At 44.5% G+C, this 16610-nt stretch carries 14 protein-coding genes and 1 pseudogene; 10 read left to right on the top strand and 5 right to left on the bottom strand.

Going from position 1 to position 16610, the window contains the following annotated elements:
• The first annotated feature begins 423 nt into the window (after nt 1-423).
• The 7 genes from QVC96_RS09895 (at nt 424) to QVC96_RS09865 (ending at nt 10277) form a co-directional block, all read left to right on the top strand.
• A complete protein-coding gene (locus QVC96_RS09895; RefSeq protein ID WP_287689121.1) occupies nt 424-1710 on the top strand; it encodes an MFS transporter in 1287 nt (428 codons plus the stop codon).
• A gap of 538 nt (nt 1711-2248) precedes the next feature.
• Nucleotides 2249-3931, top strand: coding sequence for a thiamine pyrophosphate-binding protein (locus tag QVC96_RS09890; RefSeq protein ID WP_287689120.1), 1683 nt, complete (start codon nt 2249-2251; stop codon nt 3929-3931).
• Nucleotides 3932-4412: 481 nt separating this feature from the next.
• Entirely contained in the window at nt 4413-6446 is a 2034-nt protein-coding gene (locus QVC96_RS09885; RefSeq protein WP_287689119.1) for an ABC transporter substrate-binding protein, read from the top strand.
• An 8-nt stretch (nt 6447-6454) separates the two neighbouring features.
• The gene (locus QVC96_RS09880; protein ID WP_287689118.1) at nt 6455-7522 is read left to right on the top strand and encodes an ABC transporter permease; all 1068 of its coding nucleotides are present in this window, start codon (nt 6455-6457) and stop codon (nt 7520-7522) included.
• On the top strand, nt 7519-8394 hold the full coding sequence (locus tag QVC96_RS09875; RefSeq protein ID WP_238027269.1) for an ABC transporter permease: 876 nt from the start codon (nt 7519-7521) through the stop codon (nt 8392-8394). Before QVC96_RS09880 ends, QVC96_RS09875 begins: the two co-directional genes overlap by 4 nt.
• Nucleotides 8363-9364 carry an ABC transporter ATP-binding protein gene (locus QVC96_RS09870; protein ID WP_287689117.1) on the top strand — a complete coding sequence of 334 codons (1002 nt, stop codon included), beginning with the start codon at nt 8363-8365 and terminating at the stop codon, nt 9362-9364. The genes QVC96_RS09875 and QVC96_RS09870 overlap by 32 nt, the downstream gene beginning before the upstream one ends.
• Nucleotides 9345-10277 carry an ABC transporter ATP-binding protein gene (locus QVC96_RS09865; RefSeq protein WP_238027271.1) on the top strand — a complete coding sequence of 311 codons (933 nt, stop codon included), beginning with the start codon at nt 9345-9347 and terminating at the stop codon, nt 10275-10277. Before QVC96_RS09870 ends, QVC96_RS09865 begins: the two co-directional genes overlap by 20 nt.
• A gap of 126 nt (nt 10278-10403) precedes the next feature.
• On the opposite strand, the gene QVC96_RS09860 is transcribed toward QVC96_RS09865, so the two are convergent.
• On the bottom strand, nt 10404-10643 hold the full coding sequence (locus tag QVC96_RS09860) for a nucleotidyltransferase domain-containing protein (protein WP_238027272.1): 240 nt from the start codon (nt 10641-10643) through the stop codon (nt 10404-10406).
• A gap of 67 nt (nt 10644-10710) precedes the next feature.
• Entirely contained in the window at nt 10711-11103 is a 393-nt protein-coding gene (locus QVC96_RS09855) for a HEPN domain-containing protein (RefSeq protein WP_287689116.1), read from the bottom strand.
• Nucleotides 11104-11564: 461 nt separating this feature from the next.
• Here QVC96_RS09855 and QVC96_RS09850 point away from each other — a divergent pair, with 461 nt between their 5' ends.
• Nucleotides 11565-12509: a membrane dipeptidase gene (locus QVC96_RS09850; protein ID WP_287689115.1), complete on the top strand. Its 945-nt coding sequence runs from the start codon at nt 11565-11567 to the stop codon at nt 12507-12509.
• A 161-nt stretch (nt 12510-12670) separates the two neighbouring features.
• Complete coding sequence (locus tag QVC96_RS09845; RefSeq protein WP_287689114.1) at nt 12671-12958, top strand: twin-arginine translocase TatA/TatE family subunit; 288 nt, start codon at nt 12671-12673, stop codon at nt 12956-12958.
• Nucleotides 12959-13019: 61 nt separating this feature from the next.
• Here the strand turns inward: QVC96_RS09845 and QVC96_RS09840 are convergent, their stop codons facing one another.
• The 3 genes and pseudogenes from QVC96_RS09840 to QVC96_RS09830 form a co-directional block, all read right to left on the bottom strand.
• Nucleotides 13020-13481, bottom strand: a complete 462-nt coding sequence (locus QVC96_RS09840) for a GNAT family N-acetyltransferase (protein WP_238027276.1) — start codon at nt 13479-13481, stop codon at nt 13020-13022.
• On the bottom strand, nt 13471-14739 hold the full coding sequence (locus QVC96_RS09835) for an NAD(P)-dependent malic enzyme (RefSeq protein ID WP_238027277.1): 1269 nt from the start codon (nt 14737-14739) through the stop codon (nt 13471-13473). Before QVC96_RS09835 ends, QVC96_RS09840 begins: the two co-directional genes overlap by 11 nt.
• A 106-nt stretch (nt 14740-14845) precedes the next feature.
• A pseudogene (locus QVC96_RS09830) lies at nt 14846-15485 on the bottom strand (IS1 family transposase); the annotation flags it as partial.
• A gap of 464 nt (nt 15486-15949) precedes the next feature.
• On the opposite strand from QVC96_RS09830, the gene QVC96_RS09825 reads away from it, so the two are divergent.
• Nucleotides 15950-16579: a class I SAM-dependent methyltransferase gene (locus QVC96_RS09825; protein WP_287689113.1), complete on the top strand. Its 630-nt coding sequence runs from the start codon at nt 15950-15952 to the stop codon at nt 16577-16579.
• Nucleotides 16580-16610 lie beyond the last annotated feature (31 nt).

Raw genomic sequence — 16610 nt, 5'->3', positions numbered from 1 at the left:
TATGTATTACATTACGTTTTAACAAGATAAGGGCTCAACAAAGACCTAAGATGATGTTGTTATATATTGAAGGTTCTGACAGGCTCTAAAATCTAACTTGTAAGAGATCAACTAGTGCGATCTCCAATATTACGGTCGTGCGTATACTTTTGGGAACTTCTTGCTTTGACATAGAAATCTGTTTTCAAGGCGAAAAGCAATAGCATGGATAGACAGACAGTTAGCCATTACATAGTGTGGTCAAATTAGCGTAAATTCATTCTAAGACATGATAACCTTGCATCAAGTTTCTAGAATCTTGAAATTATGCTAACATGACGATCCTATGAGCTATTATTTCATTTTCTTATTATATTAATAGATAAAATGTATAGTTCTTCATTAATATAAAGTTTAAATACAAGTTAATATTAACATAAAATGATGGCTCAGTCCAAGGTGTCTGAACTAGCTAAGGTTTCCGCAATGGGAATGATAGGTACTGCAATAGAGGATTTCGACTTTATAGCAGCAGGACTCGCCTCAAGCATAGCTTGGCCATATGTGTTCTTTCCTAAAGGTAACTTTGCTGCGGATCTGCTTGCCTCCCTGGGCGCGTTCTTAGTTTCCTTTGTTGCGAGACCATTTGGAGCGTTTCTTTTCGGACATTATGGAGATAGACTTGGAAGGAAAAGTAGCCTAGTATTTACGCTCTTAACTATGGGAGTTGGAGTATTGATCATAGCGATAGTACCAGGTTATGCGGTTTTGGGATTGGCAGCCCCCATACTCCTTTTCATTGCGAGAATACTTCAGGGACTAGGCTATGGAGGAGAATGGGGAAGTGTCACTACTTGGGTTGTGGAGCACGCGTCCACTTCCAAATGGAGAGCTTTATGGGCTAGTATAGTTCCAGAGGGATATGCTATAGGAGGATTAGCTGCGGCTGTGCTAACTACCTTGCTCCTAAGTATATACGGGTTCAAATCGTTCGTGGATTTTTACTGGAGGATACCATTCTATATTGGTATTGTGGTAATACTCATTGGAGCGTTTCTAAGATATACTCTCATGGAGAGTCCTATCTTCTCCAAAATTTTTAGCGAGAGAAAAGTCCTTTCGCTCCCATCCCTACAAGTATTTAAGGAGAAATGGACAGACGTCCTTAAGCTTGCAGGTATCAATATGATTGCACAAACACCATTTTACGTTGCGATTACAGTGATGATTACTTATATATCGGTGGCCCTCTCACTACCTAGGTCGTTTGCCTCTTTCACTACGGTAATAGGAGAAATAGTTGGAGGATTTCTAGTGATAATTTGTGGTCTCTTAGCTGACATAGTTGGAAGGAAGAACTTGCTAATTGCCATTTACGCGATTGCGATAATTTTCTCAATTCCATACATTCTCCTGGTAAATACTGCAGTTCCTTCGTTAGTTTTGCTAAGCCAAGTGATTCTAATGGGATTAGCCTTCGGAGCTGTGGCTGTGCTGTCCTCTTATCTTTCGGAATATTTTGATCCAAAATATAGGGCTTCAGGATCAGGTTTGGCCTATCAGATAGGTGTTCTCTTGGGTGTTCTCCCACAGTCATTGCTAATAGGTTATATAGTAGGTACCAGTAAAGTAAACTCGATATATATAGGTATCATACTTGCAATTACAGCCATTCTTTCCCTCGTTTCGTTGCTCTTAGCTAGGGAAACGAGAGGTATCAAGGTCGGGTGAATATAATATATTTATTTCGATATATAAGAAATTTTTTGTAAAGATTTACTACTATAGGAGATCTGTAATTAACGAAGATATTCCCTAGTTATATTATATACATTATCACTGAATTGTCTCCTAATTATGGTCCTTGAGACCTTATGCATATTATAAATAACGAGTTAAATCAAAAGTAATTTTCTAGGAGTATTTTTCTAGGATATCTTGACTCGGGAAACAGTGCAGTCTTATTGCATAGTGTCGTCAAACTTACATAAATTCGCCTTATAACGTGGTAATTTCGCACGGAAATCCCTGATCCTTAAAAGGCTAACATGACGACACTATGTCTTATTGCTCGACTTAATTCTACTTATTGTATATCTTAATCTGTCTTATAGTATTTACGGGAGAAGATCAAGATATTATTATCATTCAGTTAAACGTCTAGTCTGAATAGGTTCGACTTCATCTTCGCATACTTCACATGCTACCATATTCCCCTTATTCTTCATAATTACATAAATGATTTAAGCATCCCTAACGCACTAACTACATGGCTCTTCCTTTTACTTCAGTCAAAAGAGGAGGAGAGATTGTAGCAAATGTGATAGAGAAGCTGGGAATGAGTAAGGTCTTTGTTGAACCTGGCAGTCAAATTCTTCCTATCCTAGATTACTTGGACAAGAGCGTTCCAGAGATAATAGGAGTGATAAATGAGGGTAACGGTGTAGTAATGGCAGACGTAGTTGGAAGAATAACAGGTAAACCCGCAGTGGTATTAGTGACCGCAGGACCTGGTGTTACCAATTGCGTAACAGGTGTGGCCCAAGCGTATACGGCCAATTCTCCATTACTGCTTGTCTCAGCCAGAAACCCGCCTGAGGGCCCCACAGAGGCCTTTCATGGAGTCGCAGATCCCTATTTTCAAGAGAGAATATTCGAACCAATTACCAAGTACACTGCAACAGTTAAGGAACCTAAGGAGATAGAGCCTACCATAATAGAGGCTTATCGACATTCTATTAGTGGGAGATTTGGACCATCATACGTTGCCGTCGTGGATAAGGTACTCAATGAAGAAACAGAGTTTCCAGAACACAAAATTAACTTATCAATAGATTCTCCTACAGTCAAGGGAAGTCCTTTAAGTAAGATAGTAAACGAGATAGTTACTTCTAAGGCACCGCTTATATTTGCAGGTAAATACGTAATAAGAGCAGGTGTCCAAGATAAGGTGGAGGAACTGGCTAAATTGCTAGCTTCCCCCGTTATAGTTCCTAGAAATTATCCAGATGCCTTTCCCTACGGGGAACTTTATGCTGGTAGTATTGGGCAGTCTGATCATCCTTCCGCAACCTATGCCATATCTACGTCTGACCTAGTAATCAGTGTCGGTATAAGAGTAGGCTCATCTGAGGATCTGGCGCTAAGAAGTAGATGTAATAAGCATTGCAATATTATTTATATAGATATAGATAACCCAAGTAACTCAGAGGTGGATGGACTTTTCGGTGACATGAGGATAAGCTTGGAAGCGCTTATTTCAAGCCTAAGTGAACATAAATTGGATAGGGCAGGAAGAGAGGAGAGAATATATATAATTAACAAAATAAAGGTTCAAGTAGAGAGTGAAGTGGAGAAAGAAATAGTATCGGTGTCGGAAAGGCTCAATCCCCTGTATGTGATAAGGGCCATAGAGAGATCAGTAAATGATAACTTCTTTCTCATAGGTGACGCAGGGGCTGCTGGTGGAGTGTGGCTTAACGATGTCTTTAGGTTTAGAAGGACTGGTAGGTTTTTACATTCTAGAAACTACGATAGCATGGGTTTTGCAGTTCCTGGCTCTATTGGAGCAAAGATTGCTGCACCTGAGGCCGACGTAGTGGCCGTGACAGGAGATGGGAGCTTCCTTCTGGGAGTGTCTGACCTTGGACTAGTGAACAAGTTGCATGTTAATCCAGTGATAGTTGTTTTCAATGACAGTAAGCTTGGATTAATATGGAAGGAACAGATTGAAAGAGGATCTAAGCCAGTGGCTACAGAACTTCCTAAGGTAAATATCTCAAAAATTGCGGAAGCGATGGGGCTTAATGGAGTTACTGTAAGCTCTAATGAAGAGTTCTATGACAAGCTCCAGAGAGCATTAACGTCAAAGATAGGAACGGTAATTGAGGTCCCCATGAACTCCGAATTTCCATATCCATCAAGAACAATCTGGAAAAGAAAATATTTCTAGAAATATATAAAATTAGATATTATCTCATATAATTTGATGGGACATATTTTGGAGATATTGAGATCTTAAGGTTTTTGAGAGAGGATCATTCCTGGTTCTATAGTTTCATGATCACATTACAATGCTCCAGAATTCCACACAAAAATCTCTTCTAGGTAAACGTCATTTGAATGATTTTTATTGATAAGGCTAAATGTTAATAATATTGCAATTGAAGTATGATAATTTTGCAAAATTAGCCAGAAATAAAATTGACTTATTGCTACTTATATACTTAGTTTACCCTTTAATTAGAAACTTTTAATATAAGGTCGGGTTTTTAAGAAAACATACATAAATACATCCCTGGATATTTCACTTTATAATACTAAGATTTATAATGATAGTAATAAACTGTTTAATAAAACTTTTTAATCCTGTAATAGTTAGGCACATCCCTTATGGGATAATGTTTTAATATAACTACTAAACCTAGTTGCTTATGAAATATAGAAAAGGTATAAGTCGGACCCTAGTTGCTGGTATAATTGTAGTAATAATTATAATAGCTGCAGTAGCGTTCATATCTCTATCGAGACATACAACTGTACCTACTCCCTCGCCCGTTAATGTTACTCACCCTACGAACATAACAACTACTAAGACAAACGTGACTGTGACCACGACAAACGTTACATCCATACCCTCAACCATCACAGTTGACGAGGCAACTCCACCAGTTAGTGTAGATCCTGCATCTAGCTATGATATTGCAGGAGGAGAATTAATACAGAACGTTTATCAGACTCTCGTGTTTTACAACGGAACCAATACCTCCAGTTTTGTAGGTGTATTGGCTGAGAATTACACGGTACTAAATAACGGAACGACCTACGTGTTCCACCTGTGGCCATTTATAACCTTCAGCAACGGCGATCCTCTGAATGCTACTGACGTTTGGTTCTCGGTCTATAGGACCATGTTAATCAACCTTGGAATTTCGGTCTACGTTAGCCAGGGACTATCAGTTAATGATGGACTTGGATTCGTAGGAAAGTTGCCAAGTGGCGCAACTGGTACCATAGAGTTGCCTAACGGTACCCTTCAAGCTCTGGAGTACGCGGGCTATACCTTTCCCTCAAACTTAACTCAGGCATATGAACAAGCCGCATACGACCTAGCCTATATTCTATCCCACTTCAACGTGAGTAACCAAACCATTCAAAAAGTCATGAGCTATCCCTATCAGGCTGTGGTCGTGGTAAATCCGTATACTGTTCAATTTAACCTGCAATATCCATATTCAGCATTCCTGGCAGCAATGTCCACTTCTGCAGGAGCTGTGGTAGATCCGGTCTTCGTGGATGAGCATGGAGGAGTCCAGATTGATACAGCCAACACTTACCTTTCCACCCACGCCCTAGGTTCAGGTCCCTATGTGTTGGAAACTCCAATAGGTCAGTCCTATGTCATCCTACAGGCTAATCCTAACTACTGGGCTTCCAAGGTTCCTCAGTCTCAGAGGAACTTCATGTTGGCTACCCCCAAGATCAAGACCATCGTGATAGACTACCAGACCAACGAAGCCCTGAGAATAAGTGATCTTCAATCCGGGAAGGCCCAGATAGCTCAGATTGATATAATAGATTTATCGCAGATTATTGGCTCCCAGGGTATTTCTTACATAAGAAGTCACACTAGCTATCCTGTGGTCTATAATGGCACATATGGAACTGTTTACGTGTGGGGACCATATCCAGAAATAGACTTCTTGGCAATGGATGCTTATCAATACCCATTCAATATCACTAACGTCAGATTGGCTATCGCTCATGCAATAAATGCAACACAGATCCAGCAACAGGTTTATGACGGATTGGCCATAAGCTACGTGGGTCCTGACGATCCGTCCCTTCCCTTCTATAACTCCTCAATACAAGGCTACACTTACGATCCATCCCTGTCTATACATCTCCTAACTCAGGCAGGATTCAGTCTAACCCTTCCCAACGGAACAACTGTTAATCCTGGAGGGACACCCTTCCCCACCATAGTGCTAACTTACCAGACAGGTAGCACGGCACTTCAGGACGAGGCTCTCATAGTGCAACAGCAACTAGCTCAGATCGGGATTAAAGTGCAATTAAATCCTGAATCTGCAGTTACCATAGTGGAGTCCTACCTCAACCCGCCCAATTCCAGCAGTTATCCGGCATTCCAACTTGCGGCCAATTTCCCACCTGTGCTGAACCCCATTGATCCTGCAATCTATTTAATGTCTCAGGCAAGGCTTCATCACGGTAACCCAGCTTTCGTAGATAATTCGCAGATAAACTCCCTTATAATTCAGGCAGTGAGGACTGATAACCCGGTTCAGCTTCAAAGAATCTTTAACGAAATTACCGAGCTCTCGCTACAGCAGGCCCAATACGTGTGGCTTGACGACTTCATTGCATACACGGTGACAGCTCACGGAATTCAGGGAATATATTACAGTCCAGGATTTGATGGATTATTCTACGCAACAATATACTAGGGAAGAACATGGGGCTGGCCAAACTAATCGGAAAACGTGTGGCAGGAGCACTTCTAGTTATTTTTGGTGAATTAGTTCTCGTTTTTTTCTTGGTTAACGTGGCGGCCCCAAATCCAGCCTCCATTTGGGCAGGGCCCGAAGCTTCACCTGAACAAATACAGATAATTACCCAACTTTACCACCTGAACTCTCCGTGGTACATTCAGTTCCTCTATTATGTCAAGAATTTCTTCACAGGTAACTGGGGAATCTCACCCCTTTACCAAACCCCCGTTATTCAGCTTGTGGAGGAGTACCTGCCCGTTACTCTGGAGCTTGCAGTCATATCCCTGATACTCAAGTTGATCATTGAGATTCCCTTGGGCGTCCTGTCAGGTCTTAAGCCCAATGGCTTTCTAGATAATGCCATCAGGATTATCTACACAGTAACCAGAAGCGTTCCCCCCTTCTTTGTGGCTCTGGGTCTCCTCCTAGTGTTAGCCTACGACGTTCACGCCTTCCCCGCTTCGTATCCAGTTGATCCGATACTGGCGTTAAAGGAGCCCAAGTTTGAGATATATGACCCATTCAACGGAAAGTATTACCCATTCTGGTTCTTTGATAACATGCCCATCCTGAACGCTCTTCTCGTGGGGGATTTCAGCGCCTTCGCTTCAGCCCTGGATCACGCGATTTTACCGGCGTTGAGCCTTACCCTCTTTGGTTTCGGTGGGATAACTAGACTTTCCAGAAACTCAATGATAGAGGCCCTCAACATGGACTACATTAAGACCGCAAGAGCGAAGGGGTTAAGGGAGAGGGTCGTGATATATCGTCATGCACTGAGGAATTCCCTTCTTCCCACAATAACATTGTCAAGCGTGATCTTCGCGGGTTCAATTCAGGGAGCTCTCGTGGTGGAAACAATCTTTAATTATTACGGAATGGGATACTACCTTGCTCAGAGTCTCTTGGACCTAGATACTCCTTCCCTGTTAGCTGGGACGGTTGTGGTAACAATAGTGGTGGTCATATCTAACCTTGTTGCCGACATTTTGTACAGCGTAGTGGATCCTAGGGTGAGGGAGACGGTATGAGTGCCAGAACAGTACTGTTATCGAGTAAAACATTATTGGCAGGAGCTGTAATCATTGTTGGGTTCATAGTCTTGGCCATCATCTCTGCACTGGACTTGAAACTCCTTACTCCCTACGATCCCAACAAGATCAACTTCGCCTTGGCCAACCTTCCACCTTCCACTGCTCACCTCTTCGGCACAGATAGCGAGGGTAGAGACGTTTTCACAAGGGTGCTTGCGGCCCTACCCAACGATGTGGCAATTCCCTACATCATTGCCGGAGCTTCGGCTCTCATAGGAGGGCTCGTGGGGATGATCTCCGGTTACGTGGGAGGGCTCGTGGATGAGGGATTAATGAGGTTCACAGACATCTTCCTTGCCTTCCCTGGAATATTGCTGGCCTTGGCCATAAGCACAATTCTAGGACAGACGCACGTGGCGGAAAGGCTCTACTTCAGCATGATTGCCCTTATTGTGGTGAATTGGCCGATTTACGCTAGACTGGTGAGGAGTCAGGTTCTTCAAGTGAGGGGAATGCCCTACATTACCTTGGCAAAGGCAGCAGGTTTAACTAGGTGGGAGATCATGAGGAGACATATTATCCCAAATATATTATCCCTTGTTATAGTGTATATTACGCTGGACATGGGAACCATTATCCTTTTCTACTCTATCCTTGCCTTCTTTGGTTTGGGCGCTCCTCCGCCCACTCCAGAGCTGGGAAGGATGGTATACGACGGCTTAACTGCCTTGCCAGGGAATTGGTGGTCCTCCGTTTTCCCTGCCCTAACTATCACGTTAATGGCTGTAGGTTTCTCACTTTTCGGTGAGGGACTTAGGGATTACCTAGATCCAAGAGGTGGAGACTACGTCAGAAGAGCTAACGCTTAAGGTTGAGGACCTCTGGGTTTCCTATTACCTGGAGGGAAGGGAAGCGTTTGCCGTAAGAGATATTTATCTAGACGTGGGAAAGGGAGAAGTTGTAGGGGTGGTGGGGGAAAGCGGTTCAGGGAAGAGTACCCTCGCCCACGCCATCATAGGACTACTCCCCAGGAACTCGAGGATAAGCAAGGGAAGAATCCTGTTTAAGGGACGGGACATCACCAAGGTGAAGACGGACCAAAGATACCTTTACAGGGGAACAAACATCTTCATGATATTCCAGGATCCCATGTCGAGCCTTAACCCTACCATGAAGATTCGTGACCAGTTACAGGAAGCCATAGACGTCAGGTCAGGAAGGAGAGGATGGAGCGTTGGAATGTGGAAACCCCCAAAGGGCGACAACGAAGAGGAGATTGTGGACTCCCTAGAAAGGGTTGGGATTAAGAGGCCCAGGGTTATCATGGAGAAGTATCCCCATCAACTCTCGGGGGGAGAGAGGCAGAGGATCATGATTGCCATGGCATATCTCCTGAAACCCTCACTCCTTATCGCAGACGAGCCGACCACTGCTCTGGACATGATAACCCAGGCGCAGGTGATGAGACTTCTTTCGGAACTGAGAGAAAACCTGGGACTTTCAGTTCTCTTCATAAGCCACGATATGGTGTTAGTGGGGCAGATAGCTGATAGGATCGTTGTAATGTACGCCGGGAAGGCCGTGGAGGAGGGAAAGGCAGAGGAGATAATTGAATCGCCCATGCACCCCTACACTAAGGGTCTAATTAACTCCATCCCTGATGGATATAAGAACGAGAAGAGAATCGAGTCAATACCGGGTTCTCCACCAAACATTCTTAAGTTGCCATCTGGCTGTTCCTTCAATCCAAGGTGTAAGTTGGCCATGGAAAAGTGCATATCTGAGGACCCTGAAACCAGAGTTTTAGGAGGGAGGAAGGTTGCCTGCCACCTATACTAACCTGCTCCAGGTCGAGAACCTGGAGGTGGAGTTCAACGCGGGAGGAAGGATCATAAGAGCCGTTGATGGAGTCTCACTAGGGATAGGAGAAGGAGAGACTTTCACTGTAATAGGGGAGTCAGGGAGCGGTAAATCTACCTTGGCTCTGGCAATTCTTAAACTCATCAAGATAAAGGAGGGAAGGATCATCTTCAAGGGAGAGGACATAACAAACCTGAAGGAGTCTCAAATGAGGAGCATAAGAAAGGAGATGCAGATAGTGCTTCAGGATCCCTACCTGAGCCTAGATCCTAGATTGAGGGTGGGTGATATAATCAGGGAACCTCTCCTGCCCTTAGGAGAGAAGGGAGAAGAGAAGGTGGGGGAAGTGCTTAACCTAGTGGGACTAGATCCAGGAGTGGCGACCAGATTTCCACACGAGTTCTCTGGCGGGCAAAGGCAAAGAATAGCCATTGCTAGATCCCTGATCAGCGATCCCAAGTTCATCGTGTTGGATGAACCGACCTCCAATCTGGACGTTTCCATACAGGCCCAGATACTCAATCTCCTTCTGGATATTCAGGAAAAGAGGAAGGTGTCCTATCTCCTCATAACCCATAATATGCTGGTGGCAAAGTACATGTCCGATAATGTGGCTGTTATGTACTCGGGAAAGATTGTGGAGAGGGGTTCAGCGAGGGAAGTAATAGGGAAACCCCTACACCCCTATACTATGGAATTGCTCAACGTAACTCCCACCAAGGGCTTCATGGAGAGGATAAGGAAACTGGAGTTTATTCAGGAAGGGGAAGTACCCGTCAAGGGGTGTAGATACGCAAACAGGTGCAGATTCGCAAAGGAAGTTTGCAGGACTACTGAGCCTGTGCTGAAAAGGGTCTCACAAGATCACGAGGTCGCCTGTTTCCTATATTAACTCACGTCTAAGGATTAGATCAGCGATATCGCTGAGTCAATATACACTTTTTCCCTTTGAAAGGACCTATAACATTTCCTAGGAATTGACGTCAAAATTCCCTTAAGTCCTGCGTGAGATTCCAGACTAAACTAGGCTTTTTAAGGAAATTAGTTTAGATCTCCGCCTATACAGTTCAAGATCATTTCTACTTATCACGTGAATCTCGAAGGGATCTTCCACACCCTTTTTCCACAGGGTTGATATCACAACTTCAGGCGGGATTTCCGTGACCACCAGGATGTCTATATCGCTGGAAAGTAAATGCCTCCCCTCAGCAACGCTTCCGAAAAGGTACACCTCAGCCCCTTTATCCAGCTCATTCATGGTTTCAAGTATTATCGAGAAATAATGGGGCAAGTCATTGAAGATCTTAGCCCTGCGCTTTGCCTCCTCAATTAAGAGTTTGTCCGATAACTCTCATCACCTCATCCGCTACCTCTCTTAATCTTTTAACTTCACCCTCCTTAAATTCCCTTGCTATATATCTAGAGGTGATGTAGACGTCCTCAAATAGTCCAAGTTCTACCTCGTACCTAGTCTCGAGCCGGGCTATCTCATCCAGTCCAGTTATCTCGCGTATTATCTCCAGGAGCCTCCTGATGCTATGGGTCCTGGGGTAATCATATCCAAGCCTTACAATCATGGCTTTTAGGAAGAGTTGTAATGACTGCTCCAGACTGAAGGCGGAAAGGTCATAATAACCTTTCTGGAGCTGGAAGATGGCAGTTTCATAAAAGCGTTTTGATCTGTCCAGCAGATGACCATATTCCTCCTCCTTTGTCATATGATAGATACTTCATGACGCCTTTTAAATAGTAGGGATCCCAAGTCGTTATACAGATATGAGAGGTTTATCTCTAGGATAATTCCATTGGTTCCTGTAATCTTCCGTATAATAAATATTTTTAAACTTCTTTTTTGGCTCGGCTAAATGATACTCATTAGACTATAAGTAGCCGTGGAATAACTTGACGTTCACTTGATCTTCATTTTAAAAATCTAAAATGTATTCATGACTATATGTCCTCATTAATCATGATATTTATGCACCATGAATACTAACCAAACAGAGAGGCACCCCCTGATACTCACCCCTGATACTCGCTCTTCTCACTACCTAGGCACATCATATCCGCTAATATCATATTTTAGAATATGACTTTTAGTGATTTCTGGTAATTTGACCGAAAACATATACCGTAAGATCCAGCAATCCCTTTTAAGGATATCACATAAGAAAATGCCATGAAACTCATAGATCTTCATGAGGATCTGGCCTACTCCAATCAGCAGGGGATAGACGTAATTGATGGAGATCATCAGTCAAGCCTTAAGCTTCTGAGCAACTTCGATTCCCTTGTTTTTGCCTCCATTTTCCCTCACGTTAACACAAGGGATGAGAGATCCGATCTATTGACCTCCCTTTATGGATCGTTCACCCCTTCCACGACTTTCTCCTTCGAACTTCTCATAGACCAGATCAAGTTTTACCTCTACCTGGAAAGAAAGGGACTTGTCAAGATAGTAAGGTCTGCAAAAGATCTGAACGAGCCACGAACGAAACTCCTCCTCTCCCTGGAGGGAGCTGATGCGTTGAGGGATTACATCGACATTTACCTCCTAAGGGAACTTAACGTTCGGAACCTGGGACTGACCTGGAATTATGACAATAAGTTCGCCTCCTCCTGCATGTCAGGGAAGGATTACGGCTTGACCTCGGAGGGAGAGGAACTGGTTAAGCTGGCCAACTCCCTTGGAGTTATAGTGGATCTTGCCCACGCAGGAAAAAGGACAGTCCTGGAAGTGGCCTCAATCACTAGGAAACCTGTAATAGTATCCCACGGAAATATGATGAAATTAAAAATGCACAGGAGGAATCTGGATGACGAGGAGATCGAGGCAGTGGTTAAGACCAAGGGAGTGATAGGAATAACTGCCATTGTCTCAACCTTACGTGAGCCCACTATTCAGGGAGTGGCGGAGAATCTGAGATATGTGGGGGAGTCGTACGGGTGGGAATACGTTTCCCTGGGAACCGATTTCCTGGGGATTAAAGAGACACCTCAGGGCTTCGAGAACGTGATGAAGGTAAAGGAACTACTGAAGTTTGTGGATGGTCACGAGGAGGAAGTTCTCTGGAAAAATGCCATGAGGGTGATTATGAGCAATATGGGCTACTCTGTTCCATGATGACCCATCCACAGTACTTTAACAGGGTGATTAGCTCTTCTTAACCAGTCGGCATCATTGACGACAAGATTTTGAACTCTGTTTTCAATATTTGGACCTAAAATTGCAAAGTTATCTTTTTTAACACTCTTGAGTTTAAGCTATGTAAGAGGAAACAGAAAATGGTCGCGATGCAACCATCCGATCTCGCGATCATAATAATAGTAGCGCTAGTTCTATTCGTGGGAAGTAACAAAATACCCGAGTTGTTCAGATCCATGGGAAGGGCTCTTGGGGAGTTCAAGAAGGGGAGAATGGAGGCGGAAATGGAAATTGCCCAGATGCAGGTTCAACAGTCTCAGCAGGTTTCTCAGGCTTCGCAGAGGAAGGTATCGGTTGAGGAACTGGAGAGACAGATAAGGAATCTTCGGAACCAGCTGGAGCAATTGAAAAGGCAAGGCTCCAAGTAAGGCACTTTTTCCTTGTTATGATAATTGCCCAGATCTAACCTTGTGCCGAACCTAACGCCTCTCATATTTTCTTTATGAATTCATAATGTATCTCCCTGAACCCCCTCTTCTTGTAGAAGGAGACGGCGATGATATTCTTGGCAGGGAAACGGGCCATAATAGACTTAGCTCCCTTTCTGGACAGCTCAGATATCACGAAGTCCACAAGTCTCTCTCCCACTCCCTCCCTTCTATATCCAGGCATTACGTAGATCTCCTCAATAACTGCCATCTTCTCCGGTACGTAGTACTCTCTCCTTTCTAGTCTTACCCTCACTGCTCCTATGACTTTTCCATCCTCCTCAGCCACAACCACCAGGCTATCCTCGCTCCTCAAGTCCTCGGAGAGGCTTTTCTTCAGTCTTTCCTCGATCTCGTCATGCACCTGAAGGAGGGGATCAAACTCGGAATTGAGAGCATACATTCTCTCGAACATATCAGCTATGACTTCAACGTCCCTGGGTTCGGCCTTTCTAATCAACACTTTGAATCGCCTTTATCTTATTTCTTGACTGTTCTATCTTAATCTTGGCCATGAGCCTGAACTCTTCCCTGCTCAGCTTTACCCTTGCATATCCCCTCTCCACGGCCTTTTCCGCAACAGCTGAGGCAAGTTCATAATAGGCGTCCATCTCATCCATCCTTGGAATAATGTATGTTGGGGATATCCCCTTCTTCTCAGCGTATTTGGCCAAAGCCTCCGAGCCGGCTATCACCATTTGATCATCAACCTTCGAGGATCTACTGTCCAGGACTCCCCTGAAAACTCCAGGGAAAATAAGGGAGTTATTTACCTGATTGGGAAAATCGCTTCTACCTGTGGCAACAATCTTGGCCCCGGCGTCCAACGCGTCGGAGGGGTAAATCTCTGGAATTGGGTTAGCTAACGCGAAGACAATGGGATCCTTCATGAGACCTATCCATCTTTTGGATATCGTGTTAGGTCCTGGCATTGATGCCGAGATGAGGATGTCCGCATCCTTGAAAGCCTCATCTATACCTGTGATGTTGAATCCGTTTGTAGTGACCGCAATCTCGTACTTCCACTTATGATTGAACATCATGGAGTCCAAGTCCCTCCTTTCAGCGTGAAGCACACCTTCCCTGTCCACCACTATCATTCTTTTGGGATCAAAGCCATATGCTTTCAGTAGCCTAACCGTGGCGATGTTGGCTGCCCCAGCGCCAAATATCACTATCTTACTGTCCAGTCCCTTCCCAGTAAGCTTCATGGCATTTATGAGCGCAGCTAGCACTGCTCCCGCGGTTCCCTGCTGATCGTCATGCCATACGGGTATATTCATTCTCTCCTGAAGCTTCTCCAGAACGTAGAAGCACTTGGGACTCTCAATGTCCTCCAGGTTTATCCCTCCAAACGACGGCTCCAGAGCGGAAACCACGTTAACTATGGCGTCAGCATCCTTCACCGCGAGGGGAAGGGGAAACGCATCCACGCCACCTAGATACTTAAAGAGGAGGGCCTTCCCCTCCATCACGGGCAGAGAGGCCTCAGGCCCCACATTACCTAGACCTAGCACTCTCGTCCCATCCGTGATAATACCCACGTTGTTCCACCTGCTGGTCAACTGGAAGCTCTTCTCCCTGTCCTTGGCTATCTCCTTCACGACCTCGGCCACTCCTGGAGTATATATCACGGAGAAATCCTCGTAGCTGGAGATGGGAACCTTCGGAAGCATCTCGATCTTACCCTGGTACTTAAGGGAGATCTCTACGGATTTCATAATGATAAATTAAGGGATTGGTATAAAATGTTATGGTTCGATTTGTGAGTGTGTCCATAATGTTGTCATTAAGGTATAAATTCTGGGCCAGCCCTCTCTCACAGAATAGACTTACGGAGTACCTAATCATCTCAAGGCCCCTGTCCACCTTGGTTGCCCTCTTGAACCTCACGAGCCTGTCCCTGAGGGACTCGTTGGAGTTAACGGGTGACACCACCTTGTGTTCCGGGAGGAAATAGAGATGTGGACGTCCGTGACCCAGGTCCCCTTCTCAGATGCGCGAGCTCCTGAAATTCTCGCTCCTGTCTCCCACGGAGAACATGACGTACATTCCCTTGCTGGAGAACATGAATCCCGTGAAGACCCATCAGTAAAACGCCTTCGCGTACCTTCTGAGGTTCGCATCTCATTCACGACCTTCACGCCCTCGTTCAGCTCATCCCTGGCTCTCCTCCACAGCTCCGCGGGCTTTGTGTACTTCTTTCCTCAGTACTTCTTGATCCATATGAAGACCGTGCCCAGGGGAACCTGAAGTACCCTGGAGATCTCATGCTCATCCCGTTAGCATCCTGAGGGCCCTCTCCCTCACGCTCTTATCTCAATGGTGTTTCGCTTCCTCCACTTCCTCCTGTACTCCCTGCACAGGTAGAACTGCCTCTCCATTATCTTCCTGTTCTTAACCACGTGATTCGACAAGAGGTACAGGTAACGTCCCTATAAACAGGTTTCATTCCCCTCCTGGCCATAAGCAATACTTTCTATACAAATATTAATGCCTTTATGACGACACTATGGGCACACTCCAGAAACCCCACAAACCAAAGGAGATATTGAAACGATTGGTCCGAACTGACATTGTAAAGGCGCATAGGCCTCGTTTACGGATGCTCAATTCGCCAGAGATTTTAACATAACGTGGAATATATTAGCTAAGTTCAGAAATATTTGTCCACTCTGATCGCTATTTTATTGAATAAAAGATTATTAATTTAACGGATCGAATTTTTAAAAGTTTTTATCGAATTAAGTTAATCCTGAGTTTCTCCTTCATTATCAGAGAAGGTATAGAGAGAAATGGCATGAGAAGCACCTAGAGGAGAGATGTCTAAATTAATTTTATTTAGTTACCGATTTACATTGAATAATATTTAGCATTCGTGGAACAATGAAATTTCACACAGCTATTTTCGTGGCGTCCCTTGGATAGTTCATGAATAATAACACGGATGACATATCTACAGCAATGGAAAAACTGGAAGAAGTACTGGGAGTGAACCTACAGGGTTACTGGAGAGAGGCAAAGGAGATCAGCGACAGACTTGGGAGCGTTCTGGGCTCCAGTTTTCCCTACGCATTGACCGAGAGGAAGCGTCTCATTCTCTACTCTCTTGTGAGGTATCTGGACCCTGAGGTCGCAATCGAGACAGGGGTGGGTCCAGGAGTATCCACAACAATGATTCTCTCGGGATTGAGAAAGGGGATCCTCTACTCTGTGGATGTGAGGGATATCCTAGAGAACGGTAAACCAGTCGGTTTTCTTGTTCCCGATGAACTGAAGGGAAAATGGAGGCTGTACATAGGGAGAAGTGAGGACGTGTTACCTAAACTGATGAATCAAGCTGGAAAGATCGACATTTTCCTTCATGACAGTGAACATACTTACGAGAACGTGATGTTTGAGTTGAGGATTGCTTGGGCTCACCTTAGGCAGGGAGGAGTGCTATTGATTGATAACTTGGATTTTACAAGGGCTCCACGTGATTTCGCTAAGGAGAGTAATGTCAAGCTGATTAGAGTGGCGGAAGATGCTGGCGGGTTAGGAATGATATTGAAGAGGTAGCATTGCTCCTAGCTAAACAGGATGTTATCGA

The sequence above is a fragment of the Metallosphaera javensis (ex Sakai et al. 2022) genome (genome assembly GCA_021654415.1).
In the GTDB taxonomy this organism is placed as follows: domain Archaea; phylum Thermoproteota; class Thermoprotei_A; order Sulfolobales; family Sulfolobaceae; genus Metallosphaera; species Metallosphaera javensis.
This window is presented reverse-complemented; position numbering and strand designations above follow the sequence as displayed.

Coding starts and splice junctions, on each gene's coding strand:
- QVC96_RS09895 (WP_287689121.1), top strand. CDS start 424: ATGGCTCAGTCCAAGGTGTCTGAACTAGCTAAGGTTTCCGCAATGGGA.
- QVC96_RS09890 (WP_287689120.1), top strand. CDS start 2,249: ATGGCTCTTCCTTTTACTTCAGTCAAAAGAGGAGGAGAGATTGTAGCA.
- QVC96_RS09880 (WP_287689118.1), top strand. CDS start 6,455: ATGGGGCTGGCCAAACTAATCGGAAAACGTGTGGCAGGAGCACTTCTA.
- QVC96_RS09855 (WP_287689116.1), bottom strand. CDS start 11,103: ATGACAAAGGAGGAGGAATATGGTCATCTGCTGGACAGATCAAAACGC.
- QVC96_RS09885 (WP_287689119.1), top strand. CDS start 4,413: ATGAAATATAGAAAAGGTATAAGTCGGACCCTAGTTGCTGGTATAATT.
- QVC96_RS09875 (WP_238027269.1), top strand. CDS start 7,519: ATGAGTGCCAGAACAGTACTGTTATCGAGTAAAACATTATTGGCAGGA.
- QVC96_RS09825 (WP_287689113.1), top strand. CDS start 15,950: ATGAATAATAACACGGATGACATATCTACAGCAATGGAAAAACTGGAA.
- QVC96_RS09850 (WP_287689115.1), top strand. CDS start 11,565: ATGAAACTCATAGATCTTCATGAGGATCTGGCCTACTCCAATCAGCAG.
- QVC96_RS09860 (WP_238027272.1), bottom strand. CDS start 10,643: ATGAATGAGCTGGATAAAGGGGCTGAGGTGTACCTTTTCGGAAGCGTT.
- QVC96_RS09835 (WP_238027277.1), bottom strand. CDS start 14,739: ATGAAATCCGTAGAGATCTCCCTTAAGTACCAGGGTAAGATCGAGATG.
- QVC96_RS09845 (WP_287689114.1), top strand. CDS start 12,671: ATGGTCGCGATGCAACCATCCGATCTCGCGATCATAATAATAGTAGCG.